The sequence below is a fragment of the Niabella yanshanensis genome (genome assembly GCF_034424215.1).
Taxonomy (GTDB): domain Bacteria; phylum Bacteroidota; class Bacteroidia; order Chitinophagales; family Chitinophagaceae; genus Niabella; species Niabella yanshanensis.
Window position 1 is genome coordinate 3,009,263 of record NZ_CP139960.1, and the last position, 14,696, is coordinate 3,023,958.

A 14,696-nucleotide genomic window follows, 5' to 3' on the forward strand; every position below is an offset into this window, starting at 1 on the left:
CCAGGTGCTATTTACTGTCCTGTATTTTTTTAATCCGGTTTTCAATATGATCTTTTTCTCCAACAGTTGCTATTTCAAGCGTTAAAGCCCTTTGATAATAAGGCAAAGCCTTTTTATACTCCTTCTTTTTGAAGTAATAGTCCCCTGCGGCTACATAGCTATTATAGTAATTAGGATTTTCAGCAACCAGGCTATCTGGTATGATCGTAGCGCCATCCATTGCCAGCTGCTTATTCGCCCTGAATTGCTCAAACCGCTTAAACGCGGGCGTATAAATAAAGCTATCTGCTTGTATGTTGAGATCCGCCTCATATACTTCGCGGTTATTCTTCATTCCTTTAAGGGCAAATACTTTATTCAGGTCGTAACATACAAACTGGCCCATTTGCCAGGGAGAAGTAGAGACCCACACCTTTAATTTCTGCGGTTCAAATACAATAGCATGATGGGCGATAAACTGGTTAACCGCTTTTTCATTGCCCAAACCTATGTCGGTATTGTTAACGCCCCTGTAATCACGTAGTATATTGACGGTCTTCTGCACTGTGTTGGGCCCATTTTGTTGAAGCAGCTGGGTTAGCCGCTGATAGCGATATACAGAAGCGCTGTTTGCTCTCTGCTCCACATTAGGTTCGCTGTTCCAGAAATCATTGCTTTGAAAATGATTGGTACAAAGGATCTCATTCTTATTAGGATCGTATACAGAAAGAGAGTCGGGTGTTTTTTCAATAACCACCGCTTTATTATCGAGTGCAGAGCCCACTAAAAAAGATTCACTTACAAACATCTTCCGTTTCTGCGCAATAGCAATCGCTTCTTTTATATTTTTTGCATACTGAACAATCTCACGGGCTACCAGGCTTACCGGGGTTGCAGAACCGCCGGGAATACTGCTTTTAGCCGCATTAATAGTAACCGTCAACCCTTTTTCGTTCATACCCGATACCACACCAACAAAGCCGCCCCAGGTAACACTCATGAATTTATACCCTGCTGAAGGGTTAACAAATTCGACTATTTTGTTCTTAGCAAAATTATCCCCCACCCAAAAGTCGAAATTGCGCCCGATGATCATAGTGCTATCCTGAGAAGCGCTACCCCAGGTACCAAAAGAAGTGCAGCCCACCAGCATCATGTTCTGCAAAGCATGGCCAATATCATGTGCTGAATGATAATTTAAAATACGCGAGTATTTAGTACCAATGTAAGTATACCCTTCTGACGCCGATTGCGAAACGCCGTAGATTTCCTGCTTATATTCGTCCGTTACATTTTTAGGCAGATCGCGGTTAAACCAACCAATAAAGTATTTTAAAAAATGCAGGTAAGATCTGGACGGTATCATTTTATTGATCTGCTCACTGAAATAATCCTCCTGCTTTTTAACCAGCTCTTCGCTTAGTTTGCCATTTACAGTACCCAGCTCATACGGGGTTCCTTCTACATACATTTCATACAAACCGGAATTGCTTTTCCGGAACCAGCTGTTTTTAATGACATATAAACCCTTGTCCGGCTCTTCCCGTTGCAGTTGAAAAGCAGATAAATCGCTGACCTTAGGCGGGTTGATCTTTGAAACCCAGGCCAGGTAGGCAAATAATAATCCAAAGAGCAATACCATCACTCCTATCACCCGTAAAAATCTTCTCCAGAATCTTTTGCTCATTTATTGCGTATAATGCTCTTTAAAATATCTAACAGTTAACATTCGCAGATCGTACATTCCATCATGCTTCCCTGATCCTGTCCACCAGTCCCTCATCTCCTGTCAACATAACACAGGTTAGTACAGCGCTTAACGAAGTACCTAAAATGCCATGCAAATTTAAATTTTGCCCTGTTAAAAACAGGTTAGGAATTTTTGTTCTCGGGCTGATCATTGTTTGTAATGGATCATGATAGTCTTTTTGAATACCATACATGCTGCCTTCTGCGTCGCCGATATAATCCCTGTTGGAGAGTGGTGTAGAAATATAAAAACTTTTAATATTATCTGTCACTAAAGGGAACCGCTTTGCTATTAACCCCAACAGCGTCCGGGCTTTATCTTCTTTAAACTGTTCATAAGCCCTCCCCCTGCTACTTTCCCTGCCCACCCTGTTATAGGTATTGGCCCACTCGCTCACTTCTTCGTATCGCATCGGCGTCAATACAGAAACCGTAGCCGAGAAACCCGGATGCAGTTTATCCTCCGTAAAATACAGGCCATAACCCAGCGGCCAGTTTTCTTTGGTGTAATGGTTTATTTGCCACACTTGTCCCTCTTTGTGGAAATAGTAATTACAATTTTCGAAGGGAACCGTCTCTTTTTCCAAAACGATGTGAAGAGAAAAAGATGAGACCGTTTGCGGAAGGCCATTTATTCTTTTTCTGTAAAGCCCCTTTAATAAAGACGATTGGGTTAACCCAATTGTTGTTGCCGGGTGAACATTGGAGATGAAATAATCGGCGGCTACCTGCTGACCATCTTCTGTAAGCACATGGGTTATTTTACCCTCGTCTTCCTTAATGGCTGTTACCGCATTATTCCTGAAAATCTCCCCACCATTTTTCCGGATAGCGGCCACCAGTATTTTCGCGATCTGCGATCCGCCACCAATACATTTCCAGCTACTTTCTATGTAGCTATTAACAATTAATGCATGAACATGAAAAGGAGTTGTATCGATATCACCTGCATATAACAGGTTATTACCTGCCAGTACCGCCTGCAACTTTTCATTTTGCGTATAAAAAGCAATTACCGATGCGGCACTCTCGTTATTACCTTTATACAATTCGTCGGTTTGAGGCTTTAAATAAAGGTTGTATAAAGGGAAAGAGCTACATATGTCTTTAATTTTCAGGCAATAGGAGATAATACCATCCTTCTCTTCTGGAAACGCTTTAATGAGGTGGTTTTGAAAAGCTTCATATCCCTGTGACTGGCAATAAACTTTATCATCATCTTCAATAAGAACTTTATCAAAGCATTCGTCCATTTTTTCGACCTTCAGGTGGCCCATCAACCCTACATATTTAAATAGCTGATAAAGTGTCTGCCCCTTTTCAAGCCCGCCGATATAATGTACCCCCGTATCAAAGATCTGTTTATCGCGGGAAAAAGTTTGCAGGTTACCACCAAATTGCCTGTTTTTTTCCAGTAAACAAACCTTCATTCCACGCATTGCCAGCAAGTTAGCACACAGCAAACCACCCAGGCCACTGCCTATTATCACTACATCATATTTTTTGCTACCTGCCATGGAACATGCAAAATTCGTAGAAAACAAATGGTTTTTTAACAAAAACAGAAAAGGAATGTTACTAACTTTGCTGTGCGGATGAAGAAAATCACATTGTTCATATTGATTTCCTGCTATATGCTGATGACCACGGGAGTGGTTGCAGTATCGCATTACTGTATGGACCGTTTGGCATCGGTTAGCCTTTTTGCTGCCAAAGAAAAACAATGCGGTAAGTGTGGAATGGAGAAAGAGCAGCATAGCTGCTGCAACGACGAGGAAACCTTGGTAAAAGGAGATACGGACCACAATAAAACCCCTTTATACGTATATAATCTCCCGGCACTGGATGAAATGCCGGTAATTATAACCGACTTTTTGCTGACCACCCTTTTAAATGGCAACAATCATTTAGACAATCAAAGACATTCACCTCCCCTGCCGGATAATGATCTTTATCTGGCTAATAATGTTTTCAGAATATAGAATAATAAGTCCCACACACTTAAAGTGTATCCGGATTATTGTGTTTGGTCATTACCAGCCAGGTAATAATGACTCTTATTATTCTACTTAAAATCAAAATTTTTATACAATGAAAACATTACAATTATTTCTTTTAGCATGTCTTTTCACCATCGTTTCCAATAACGAAGCACTGGCTCAATCTAAAAAAACTGAAACTTTTGATGTTGCGGGTAACTGCGGTATGTGCAAATCAAACATAGAGAAAGCTGCGAAATCTGCAGGTGCGTCTTATGCCGCATGGGATGTAGACTCAAAAAAGCTGACTATTAAATTTGCAAACAATACAAGCGCCGCCAAAATTCAGGAAAAAATTGCCGAAGCCGGTTACGATAATGCAGGCGCTAAGGCTTCTGATGAATCTTATAATAAATTACACGGATGTTGTCAATATGAAAGAAAGGCTGTAAGTGCCAACAAAAAAATGGACTGCTGCAGCAACCCTGCAGAACAGGCTTGTTGCAAAGAGTCTCAGGCTAAAGATTGCTGCAAAAAATCATAACGTATAACAATTCCATGTCATTAATTTAAGGGAGCCTTGTTTTGTGTACCCTGGGTTTAAGCTCAAAAAGAGAAAACGAAAGCGGCTTTCTTAAGTTAATGACATTAAAATTATTCACTATCGTTATTCAGTAAGCAGGCGAATATCCTCCGGGAGCAGTTGCTTCTTTCCCGGATTGATGCCTTTTACCGAATAACGATTACTAAAATATTGAACAATGAAAAAACTCATCTTTTTTCTGATTATTGCCGTAAGCATGATACAGGCAAATGCACAATTTTCAAAAGCTACGTTACAGGCCAACGGGCTTACCTGCGCCTTATGTAGCAACGCCATTAATAAATCGCTTCAGAAAGTAGGCTTTGTTGAATCGGTAAAGTCGGATATTAAGAATACCGCTTTTAATATTCAATTCAAACAGGGCAGCGAAGTAAACGTAGACCAGATCCGGAAGGCAGTGGAAGAAGCAGGGTTTTCGGTAGGCAGCTTAAAGCTGACCGGCGATTTTAATAACCTGAAGGTGGAAAATGACCAACATCACAAAATAGGTAACGCTAATTTCCACTTTGTGAAGGTTAAAGACCAGGTGTTGAATGGCGAGCAAACTATCACCATTGTTGATAAAAACTTTGTGAGCGACAAAACATTTAAAGCCATGAAAGCCGCTACCCAAAAAGATTGCATCAACACTGGGAAAGCGTCTCATTGCTGCAGCGATGTAGCTCAAGGCGCGCGGATTTATCATACCACCATTTAACGGAGACAGATCTTTAAATGCCGGTTTCACTACGACCCGGATAGCACTCTTATTATAACAAACAAAGTACTTTATATAATGCCTGTGGTAGTGTCTTCACTACCCAGGGGTTATTGATGTGTCTTTTTATGGCTGGTAGCCAACCAGGATCTAAAAACTTTAAATTGAACAAGTGAAATATTTTCTTTTATGCATGTTGCTACTACCTGTTATGAGGTCAGAAGCGCAGGAGTTATACATTTATACCGAACCCGCATCTAATATACCTGCGAAATCCATCAGTGCAAAGTTGAGTGCCAATTATGCAGAAGGCATGCGCGGGGAAAGTAAGGGGCTTGTGCAACGTTACCGGCCTGAAATGTATATGGGGCTCTCCAAAAACTTTATGCTAAGGGCGTCAGGAACATTTGCCAATATGCATACCAGTGCCTTTAAATTTGAATCCGCGTCTTTATACGGCAAGTACAGGTTCTTATCGAAAGATGAGGCACATCGTCATTTCAGAATGGCAGCTTTTGCTGATGCTTCTGTCAGCAAAGCGCCCTTTAGATATGATGAAATTGCCTTAATGGGCAATAAAACAGGCGCCGAAGCAGGAGTAATAGCTACGCAGCTGATCAATAAACTAGCCATAAGCGGCACCGTGAGCCATGTACAGGTTTTAGACAAATCAAGATTTGAAGATGCCCCGCTAAACCTGCCTTACCAGGCAATGAACTATTTTTTATCTGCCGGCTACCTGTTGTTTCCCCGGAAATATGAAGATTACCGGCAGACCAATTTCAATATCTATACCGAAATACTGGCGCAACAAACACTGGACACAAAAAGGTATTATGTTGATATGGCTCCGGGCGTTCAGTTTATTTTTAACAGCAATTCCAAACTCAACCTCGGCTACCGTTTCCAGTTAGGCAGCGACATGAACAGAATGGCGCGCAGCAGCGTACAGCTTAGTTTTGAACGGACATTTTTTGGAGCACTTTAAGCTATTTCCTGATAACCCAGATAACATTAGAAGTGTACTTTGTATGATCTATTCTCTGCAAAGTCACTTCTTTTTTTATGGCGAGCGCTTCAATCATTTTACCCGAAAGAAAATGAAGCTGATTAGTGGTCTTATTGAACGAGAATATTTTCGTAGACAGTAGCTCAGTGAATTTTGTGCCTTTATGCTTTTCTTTCAGGTCGGCATCTCCATCCCGGATAATGAGTATACCTCGCGGAAGCAGGCTATCGATCGCCTGCGCTATTACCTGCTCCTGGGCTATAGGTTGTAAATAATGCAGTACGTCGCTGATGATAATACCATTATATTTTTCTAAGGGGTGGGTTGCGATATCTCCCCGTACAAATTGGAGGGCTTCTGTCCTGCTAAAACAATGCTGTGCGGTGGCTATTTTATCTTCATCATAGTCCACCCCTGTAAATAATCGCCTTCCCTGGCTGGCCCAATGCAGGGTATAGCACATAAAGCCATAACCACAGCCGAGGTCTAAAAACCGGCCTTCGTTTGGTAGCAACTCATGAAAGGGCTGGTAGTAGTTTTCCAGCTTCAGCTTTATTTTTAAATACCATTCCAGTACGGGCCCTTTATAGATATAATTAAAAAACAGATGTTCTTTAAAATAAGCCGGCTGCTCCAGCTCTTTTGTTAACGCTTCATGCTGCTCTTTAAAATACCTGGAAATATTTTTCGTCCTTTCCTGGTAGGTAGTTCCCCAGCTTGCATCATCCGCTTTTATCCTCGGCAAATATTTTGCAGTAACCGGTCCGTTCTTCAGTAAGAAATCACCCTTCGTCATCGTATATCCTAACCCATGAAATAGCACCGGTACCATATCCAGCTTTAATTGTTCGGCCAAATAGAATGCGCCTTTATGAAAGCGCTTCATAGGGGGTTGAGAAGTCCGGGTACCTTCAGGGAAAACCGATATGGAATATCCCTGTTGTACCTGTGTATTCAATAAGTCCACGCTGTTTTCAACTCCATTGGCAACAGGATAAAAGTCCGCCATCTTAATGGCCCAACCAAAAACGGGGGAGTTCCAAACCCAACGATTGGTTAATAAGATCAGGCGTGGATTTAACATGGCCATTTGCAATATGTCCAGGAAGGATTGGTGATTGGCAATTACCACAGCCGGCTTGTCGAAATTTTCGCCTTGCAAATTGATCTGCCGCTTTTTAAAATTGCCCATAATGTATAATACGGACATGCAAAATTTGGACAAGAGGTAATGGTAAATAAACTTACCTTTTTTATATCCGACAACTTTAAGCTTTATCAGGAACAAACCTAAAATGGTGAGCAATACACTTACAAAGCCAAAGTAGAAGAAAGAGAATACAGACCGGCTCCAGCTCCAGAGTGTCCAGGGATGAAAGCCTTTGTCTATTCTTTTCTTAATCACCATGGAAAAGAAGAATGGGATCAGGATCTGCGACATGATCACCACACAAAGAATACCGGTAACCGATATAAATGCAATAGATCTAAGGGCCGGATGTTTAGCAAAGATCAATACTCCTAAACCGGCTACAGTAGTAATAGCGGACAGCAGAATAGAAGATTTGTAGGATGCCAGGTTCTTCTTTCCTGTTTTGTATTCGTTCAGCAATCCGTCCATTACAAACAAACTATAGTCATCTCCCAAACCAAAGATCAAAGCCGAAATAATGATATTAACGATATTGAACTGGATACCACAAACTGACATGATACCCAATATCCAGATCCAGCTGATGGCCATTGGTATAAAAGACATCAACATCAGCTCAATTCGCCCATAGGTCAACAGCAGCATCGTAGCTACTATAATGGAGATGATCCAGGCAATCCTATTGAAATCATCATTAACCATTTGGGTAAGCCGGGAGGTAAGGTATTGCCGGTCCAGCACTATTGCATCTGGTCGGCGCTCCAATTCAGCTAACACCCGGGGTTTATGTTGCTCGGGCACTTTGATCAATGTTACAACCGAAGCCTTGTTATTTTGCTCCGTGAGGTAGTCATCCAGGAAGCTACTACGTAGCGGCTGTAGCTTTTGCGTAGTAACCGGCTCGTAGGGCCGGTTCAATAATGCCCTGAAATTTTCGAGGCCATCTACGGTGAATCCCGAAGCGGGGGCTAATAGGGTAGCAAGAGAGAGTACCTGTTGCTTTTTCTCTGGTGTCCAGTAGGCATTCCACCTGTTAATTCTCAACCGCTGCAAACTATCAGACATAAAAAGATCGGACACGCCAGAACTGGTATTGATTAACCCTTTTGCTTTAAGGCCGGCTACCTGGCTTTGCAATGATTCATTTTTCTCTAAAGCATCGTCAAGGTTGTTACCCTCACTTACAATGTATACCGATTTTAAGGCCGCTCCGCTGATGCTGTTCATTGTAGCTTCTGCCTGCTTCAGCTTGGGCGACATATAATTCAACTGCATCATATCGGGCTCAAAACCTACCTTTTTTGCAAAAGGATAGAGCACGATAGTAATGACAATAATGCCGGCTACCAACCATTTATTAGACTCCAGCCTGATAGAAGAGATTTGATCCAGCCAGGATGTTTTTACGATACGGGTTTTGTCGGAACGGATAAAATGAGGTAAGAACACCAGCGAACACACCGCCGCGCCTATCAGACTGAAACCTGCAAACAGGCCCAGGTCTTTCAACATATCGGATGCTGCATATTGCAAGCTGAGAAAGCCCAATATAGTAGTGATGCTTCCAATAGTAAGCGGAAAGGAGAGGTCCCTGATCACTTCTTTAATGTCGGGATGATGACGGCTATGGTTGAATACATGTAAGGAATAATTAACCGCAATACCCAGTACAATAGATCCCGTACCCAATGCAATCACAGAAATACTTCCTTTAATAAAATAAATAGCAGCTAATGAAAAAGCAGCACCGTAAATTACAGGCATTAATATGAGTAATGGTGCGCGCTTCTTTCTAAAGTAAATGCCCAGGAATACTATTAAAAAAAGTACGGTTACACCCTGTGTTAGTAAAGTATCTTTTCGCAGCTGAGCGGCATTACTTTGCGACACCACTGCTCCTCCAAAGTACTGGGTTTGGATATCAGCAAAGCCCGCCTTATTCAAGCTATCAACAGTATGATCTATAATACGGAAGAATTGCTGGTTCTTACCCGTATTACCAGCCGCAAAAGAAGGCGCCAGGAAAAGAAGCAGTGTCTTTTTATCTTTTGTTACAAAATGATTGTTGTGTAATGTAAAATTATCCTCATATTGTAATTGCTGTAGCTTTTTTAAAGCCAGGAATGAAATGCCCGAAGGATCATTCAACACGATATTCTTAATAGGATTGGAAGCAGGAATACCCAGAATAGAGCTGCTGCGGCTCATGGATTTACTTAACTCAGCCGGCTGCAACAGCGTATCTATTTTCTTATAATCAGCTTCCGTTAAAAATACCGGTAAGTGTTGTTGTATGCTTTCAAAAAGTGAGTAGGTAAATGCTTCATCAATTTTGTACCGTATATTTTTGATAAACGGTTCTGCCCTTTGCCTGAGCGCTTCAGCAAATACATCTGCATACTTTACTAATTGATCGGGCTTTGCTGTACTGCTGTCTTTCAACGACACCATTACTACCAGTTTGTCGGCAAATTTTGAATTGCCAAATACCTCGGTGAGCTTTTCTGTTTTCGCATCTTTCGGAATGATCGCGTAAACATCTTCTTCAAACTTTACCCGCAAAGCAAAAAATGCAAACAACGCCAATGTACTAACGAATACAATATACAGGGCGGCTTTGTTCCTGCAGAAGAAGTTGTATATGGATAAAAAGATATTTTGCATGCTCAAAACAGCGGCAAAAATATTGAATGTAGTTGGTTTAAGCGCAAGGTTAACTTATTGATTACAGGTACCCAAAATACCGTTCTTAACCGGAGGGGAAAATACCGGGAATTGTTACTGCTGTATTGTAGCACCCTTTCATATTGCACCCACATACTTTTACTGCAGGTCCGGTGGCATATGGTGGTGATGCATCGCTTTCTATGAGTTTTTGGCGCTTCGGTACACCTTCAATAAAATAAAAGTAAGCAGCCAGAAAACCACTGCAACAATTATAGCAAGCAACAAACTACCATAGATATATTGCTCCAGGTTTTGGCCAATTTTAGAAAGTGTAAGCTGTTTGTTCAGCGATATATCCACCGCCCGGCTACCCATAAAAGGCTTACCCATTTTGTAGCTTAAAAAAACTATTACCGGGATCATAGGCGCAAAACTGATGTGCGCAGCCAGCACAAAAAGCGCTTTGTTCAATTTAAACAAGTGGGCTAAGAAAACTCCTACGAGCAACTGAAACCCCCAAATTGGAATAATGCCCATAAAGCCCCCGAACGCGATGGCATTCGCCTTTTTAATATCGGTTTCCCCGGGTTTTAGCAGTATTTGCCTTAGCTCCCGTTTCCAGTTCTTGTTTTTATAAAACTTCCTGATAAAATCCCGTGGCCAGATATAAAAAAAACAGATGGTCACCAACACAGTATTAACGATGCTGATCCGGGTAAAATCTTTAAACGGTCTGAAATGGCTGATTCGTTCTTCTTTGGGCGGATAATAAACCGTTATGGGAATTGAGCTCACCTTTACGCCTGCCCATGCCAGTCTTACAATTACTTCTATTTCAAACTCGTACTTACGGGTAAAAAACTTCATTTTACTGATAGGACTCAAAGGGTACAGCCGGTAGCCGGTTTGTGTATCAGGTAATTCAATACCAGTTTCAACCTTATACCAGAAATTACTGAATTGATTGCCAAAACTGCTTTTCCCCGGTACGTTATCCGCCGTATCCATGTTGCGGGCGCCCATAACCAGGGCCGGGCCCTCTGTTTTTAGTTTTTCAATAAAAAGAGGCAGGTCTTTGGCGAAGTGCTGCCCATCGGAGTCAATAGTAATAGCGTGCTCATAACCAAGTTCTACAGCTTTTTTAAACCCGGTTCTTAGCGCCATCCCCTTCCCCTGGTTAGGCAGGTAGGACACAACGGTAATAGCCTCAAACCCTTCGACAATATTTGCGGTATCGTCGGTGGAGCCATCATTTACCACAATTATATGATTCGTATACTGTAAAGTATCTGAAATAACTGTGGCAATTGTAGCCGCATTATTATAGGTTGGTATGACTACACACACCCTAAGGTCTGTAAAAGCCCGGGATACCTCATCCGTTGCTATTTTTGATTCATTGCCCACAAGGCATCAAAAATAAACTATGCCGCGAAATAAACTAAAAAGTATACCTTACAGCCAAACCCAACGTACCGATCTGGATAGGTAAAAATGCTGAAGGAGCAGAAATATAAACAGTCGGTCTCCAATCTGCCGTTACATTTATAGGAGATGTTTTAAATTTATAATCAATGCCCGCCGTACCAAATATGCCGGTTCCAAACCCATTATAACCGTTATTTTTTGAAGATATATTGAAGAAATTAAGACCGCCGCCTGCAAACCAGTGCAAATTTTCATTGGTAGCAGTTTCAATTAATTCATGGTATTGGTAAGATCCTGACACACTATAACCAGGAGAGTAACTGGTTGTTCCCCCGGTATTGGGAACTATATAGCTTTTTCCCCCGTAACCGAGGTTCAATTCCAATGCACTATGGTCAGAAACAAATGATTTGTAAGACAGGGCCACCACATCAAATGTGGTATGTGAAGTAAACCTAAGTCCAATTGCCTGTTTATAACCACTTTGCGCGTTAACTAAAAATTGGCAATACAATAAAGCAACCACCAAAACGATTTTTTTCATCTTGATCATGATAAAGTCTTTTAAAGTAGAAGAATATCTAAAGACTTCATTGCAAATGAGAGTATTTAGAGGGCATTTATGTTATTAACGGTTGGACAAAAATAGTACCGAAGTAAACATAAAATGTATTGTTTCACTTTATTCAGTATAAAAAGGGTATATTCTATAAATTTGCAGACTTCTATATGAGGGTATCAATGAAATTAATAATCGGTTGTCTTATTGCTTTTGCAATAATGTCTTTTGCAGCGCATGCTCAAACGGGATCTGGCAAGCAGGCTTTTTATCAGGCAATGGCATCTAACAGTGCTTCCGTTTGGAATAAGCAGCTGGAGGCTGTCAATACATTAGCAGGAAATGACAGGAGTGCCTTCCACGGAGCATTACTAATGCGGAAATCGGGAGCTCAGAAAACACCCGGACAAAAACTTTCGATGTTTAAGCAGGGACATAAACTGCTGGAAGGGGCTATTAACCAGGAAGTAAAGAACCCTGAATATAGGTTTCTGCGACTGATGATACAGGAGAATGCCCCAAAAATTGTTGGTTATAATAATAATATTACCGACGATGCCCGGTTAGTAAAAGCTTCCTATAAATCCTTCCCGGACGCTGTGCAGAAAGCCGTTCTATCATATAGCAAAACGTCCAAAGCGCTTAAGGGACTGCAATAGTAATATTTATGGGAAAGAAAATTTTAGCTGTATACTTTTCACAATCAGGGCAAACCAGGGCCATTGTAGAGAGCTTTTTGCGACCAGTTGTTGCAGACGGTAATGAGGTAGAATACCTGCAAATAAAAACGGTTCATGAGTTTCCCTTTCCCTGGTCGATACCTGTTTTCTTTGATACAGTTCCTGAATCGGTAAATATTATCCCTACAGCGTTGGAACCCTGGCAAACAAAGCTTGAGAGGTACGACCTGGTGATAATGGGCTGGCAGCCCTGGAATCTTTCGCCGAGCATTCCCTTTAGTTCGATTCTGCAGGATGAAAAATTCAAATCGCTAATTAAAGGCACACCGGTAATTACGATCAGCGGGTGCCGGAACATGTGGATTAATGCACAGGAAAAGAACAAAAAACTGTTGCAGGCTGCAGGAGCACGACTGGTTGGCAATATTGCCTTAGTGGACCGGCATTTAAATCATTTAAGCTATTTTACCATTTTTCATTGGCTGGGAACTGGCCGGAAGGATAGAAAATGGGGTATATTCCCCAAACCAGGCGTATCTGAAAAAGATATCTCGGGGGCATCCCGGTTCGGGAATGTGGTGAAGGATTATTTACGTTTAAATAACTGGGAAGGTCTGCAACAGGACCTAAGCCAAATAGGTGCGACTCCGGTAAAGTATTCGTTGATGTTTATTGAAAGAAAAGCGGGAAAGATATTCCAGAAATGGGTGGATCTGATTAACAAGTTCCCTCAAAAAAGGAAAAATATACTTATTGTATATAAATATTATCTTGCCGTCGCACTGCTGGTAGCCTCCCCCCTGATTTTAGCAGTAGATTTAGTATTTTTCCGCCCCTTCTCGCAGAAGAAGATCAGGAGGCAAATACAGTATTACAGGGGAGTGGAGTACAAAGAACGTATCTGATAAGTTGGTTGGAAACAGGAAACGCCAATTAGCCGGAACGATAAAAACAGGCGTGGCAAACTGGTGAGTCAAATTCATCAGCCAGGCTCATAAAAAGGATCAAAAAATTATGTCATTGAACGAAGTTTATATTAACCGTACCTCACATTATTTTCCCAATAATCCGGTGAGTAACGATGAGATGGAGGAATACCTTGGCTATATTAATGGCAAGCCATCTAAGTCGCGCAGAATTGTGTTAAGAAACAATGGTATTACCAATCGCTATTATGCATTGGAAAAAGGTGGTAAAACAACACATACCAATGCACAATTAACAGCGGAGGCCATCAAAGAATTATTTAAAAATGATCCTGAAGGGATCAGGAATGTAGATGTGCTTTCCTGCGGTACGTCTTCACCCGACCAGATTATGCCCTCGCATGGTGTAATGACGCATGGCTGGTTGCCTGAATTAGGCAAGTTAGAGGTGGTGTCTCCCAGCGGCGTTTGCTGCGCCGGTATGCACGCGTTTAAATATGCGTATATGGCTGTTAAAACCGGGGATGCAGATATTGCCGTGGCTACAGGATCTGAAAGATTTTCTGCTTCGCTGGTAGCCAACCAGTTTGAAGATGAAGTACATAAACTGGAGGAGCTGGAACAAAACCCTTATATCAGCTTTGATAAAGAATTTTTGCGCTGGATGTTATCGGATGGCGCGTCTGCTTTTTTGCTGAGTAACCAACCCAATACTGAAGGGTTGAGCCTCAAAGTAGAATGGGTGGAAGGCATTTCTTATGCTGATGATATGGAAAGCTGCATGTACTGCGGTGCGGAAAAACTGGAAGATGGTACATTGAAGAGCTACCTGGAATTTAGCCATGAAGAGCTAAATGAAAAATCCATCATGAGCATCAAGCAGGATGTTAAGCTGTTAAGTCCCAATATTGTTCCGTTAGGGGGTAAACCACTGCCTGAGCTTTTTGAAAGAAGAGGCTTAAACCCTGATGATATTACCTGGTACTGCCCGCATATGAGCAGCAACTTCTTTAAAGATAAAATCTATGAAGAGCATATAAAGCTGGGGCACACCATTCCTTATGAAAAATGGTTTGTAAACCTCAGCTATGTAGGTAATGTAGGGGCGGCTTCGGTTTACTTTATGGTAGATGAGTTACTGAACAGCGGAAAGCTGAAAAAAGGCGACAAGGTATTTTTGTTGGTGCCTGAAAGCTCCCGGTTTAGCTATATGTACGCTTTATTGACAGCTGTATAGGATTATCGGGTAAAAAATCATATTGAAAG

12 protein-coding genes are annotated in these 14,696 nt (G+C 41.6%); 7 read left to right on the top strand and 5 right to left on the bottom strand.

Features of this window, described 5'->3' with window-relative positions:
* Positions 1-7: 7 nt before the first annotated feature.
* Complete coding sequence (locus tag U0035_RS12510; RefSeq protein ID WP_114790124.1) at positions 8-1,666, bottom strand: C45 family autoproteolytic acyltransferase/hydrolase; 1,659 nt, start codon at positions 1,664-1,666, stop codon at positions 8-10.
* Positions 1,667-1,727: 61 nt separating this feature from the next.
* Positions 1,728-3,245, bottom strand: a complete 1,518-nt coding sequence (locus U0035_RS12515) for a phytoene desaturase family protein (RefSeq protein ID WP_114790125.1) — start codon at positions 3,243-3,245, stop codon at positions 1,728-1,730.
* A 78-nt stretch (positions 3,246-3,323) separates the two neighbouring features.
* Between U0035_RS12515 and U0035_RS12520 the strand changes: the two genes are divergently transcribed.
* The 4 genes from U0035_RS12520 (at position 3,324) to U0035_RS12535 (ending at position 5,996) form a co-directional block, all read left to right on the top strand.
* On the top strand, positions 3,324-3,710 hold the full coding sequence (locus U0035_RS12520) for an HYC_CC_PP family protein (protein ID WP_114790126.1): 387 nt from the start codon (positions 3,324-3,326) through the stop codon (positions 3,708-3,710).
* Positions 3,711-3,819: 109 nt separating this feature from the next.
* Positions 3,820-4,251 carry a heavy-metal-associated domain-containing protein gene (locus U0035_RS12525; RefSeq protein ID WP_211316374.1) on the top strand — a complete coding sequence of 144 codons (432 nt, stop codon included), beginning with the start codon at positions 3,820-3,822 and terminating at the stop codon, positions 4,249-4,251.
* Positions 4,252-4,468: 217 nt separating this feature from the next.
* Positions 4,469-5,008, top strand: a complete 540-nt coding sequence (locus tag U0035_RS12530; RefSeq protein ID WP_114790127.1) for a heavy-metal-associated domain-containing protein — start codon at positions 4,469-4,471, stop codon at positions 5,006-5,008.
* Between the two features lie 172 nt (positions 5,009-5,180).
* Positions 5,181-5,996 carry a hypothetical protein gene (locus U0035_RS12535; protein ID WP_162817798.1) on the top strand — a complete coding sequence of 272 codons (816 nt, stop codon included), beginning with the start codon at positions 5,181-5,183 and terminating at the stop codon, positions 5,994-5,996.
* Position 5,997: 1 nt separating this feature from the next.
* Here the strand turns inward: U0035_RS12535 and U0035_RS12540 are convergent, their stop codons facing one another.
* The 3 genes from U0035_RS12540 to U0035_RS12550 form a co-directional block, all read right to left on the bottom strand.
* Positions 5,998-9,834 (bottom strand): trifunctional MMPL family transporter/lysophospholipid acyltransferase/class I SAM-dependent methyltransferase, encoded by a 3,837-nt coding sequence (locus tag U0035_RS12540; RefSeq protein ID WP_114790129.1) that lies wholly within the window; start codon positions 9,832-9,834, stop codon positions 5,998-6,000.
* Between the two features lie 201 nt (positions 9,835-10,035).
* Positions 10,036-11,244, bottom strand: coding sequence for a DUF2062 domain-containing protein (locus U0035_RS12545; protein WP_245957659.1), 1,209 nt, complete (start codon positions 11,242-11,244; stop codon positions 10,036-10,038).
* 34 nt (positions 11,245-11,278) lie between these two features.
* A complete protein-coding gene (locus tag U0035_RS12550) occupies positions 11,279-11,818 on the bottom strand; it encodes a hypothetical protein (protein WP_114790130.1) in 540 nt (179 codons plus the stop codon).
* Between the two features lie 188 nt (positions 11,819-12,006).
* Here U0035_RS12550 and U0035_RS12555 point away from each other — a divergent pair, with 188 nt between their 5' ends.
* From U0035_RS12555 to darB, 3 genes are all read left to right on the top strand, one after another.
* Positions 12,007-12,483: a hypothetical protein gene (locus U0035_RS12555; protein WP_162817800.1), complete on the top strand. Its 477-nt coding sequence runs from the start codon at positions 12,007-12,009 to the stop codon at positions 12,481-12,483.
* An 8-nt stretch (positions 12,484-12,491) separates the two neighbouring features.
* Positions 12,492-13,409, top strand: coding sequence for a hypothetical protein (locus tag U0035_RS12560; RefSeq protein WP_114790132.1), 918 nt, complete (start codon positions 12,492-12,494; stop codon positions 13,407-13,409).
* 109 nt (positions 13,410-13,518) lie between these two features.
* The gene (gene darB / locus U0035_RS12565) at positions 13,519-14,667 is read left to right on the top strand and encodes a dialkylresorcinol biosynthesis protein DarB (protein ID WP_211316375.1); all 1,149 of its coding nucleotides are present in this window, start codon (positions 13,519-13,521) and stop codon (positions 14,665-14,667) included.
* Positions 14,668-14,696: the final 29 nt, after the last annotated feature.

Coding starts and splice junctions, on each gene's coding strand:
- U0035_RS12525 (WP_211316374.1), top strand. CDS start 3,820: ATGAAAACATTACAATTATTTCTTTTAGCATGTCTTTTCACCATCGTT.
- U0035_RS12515 (WP_114790125.1), bottom strand. CDS start 3,245: ATGGCAGGTAGCAAAAAATATGATGTAGTGATAATAGGCAGTGGCCTG.
- U0035_RS12530 (WP_114790127.1), top strand. CDS start 4,469: ATGAAAAAACTCATCTTTTTTCTGATTATTGCCGTAAGCATGATACAG.
- U0035_RS12520 (WP_114790126.1), top strand. CDS start 3,324: ATGAAGAAAATCACATTGTTCATATTGATTTCCTGCTATATGCTGATG.
- U0035_RS12510 (WP_114790124.1), bottom strand. CDS start 1,666: ATGAGCAAAAGATTCTGGAGAAGATTTTTACGGGTGATAGGAGTGATG.
- U0035_RS12555 (WP_162817800.1), top strand. CDS start 12,007: ATGAAATTAATAATCGGTTGTCTTATTGCTTTTGCAATAATGTCTTTT.
- U0035_RS12550 (WP_114790130.1), bottom strand. CDS start 11,818: ATGATCAAGATGAAAAAAATCGTTTTGGTGGTTGCTTTATTGTATTGC.
- U0035_RS12540 (WP_114790129.1), bottom strand. CDS start 9,834: ATGCAAAATATCTTTTTATCCATATACAACTTCTTCTGCAGGAACAAA.
- darB (WP_211316375.1), top strand. CDS start 13,519: ATGTCATTGAACGAAGTTTATATTAACCGTACCTCACATTATTTTCCC.
- U0035_RS12560 (WP_114790132.1), top strand. CDS start 12,492: ATGGGAAAGAAAATTTTAGCTGTATACTTTTCACAATCAGGGCAAACC.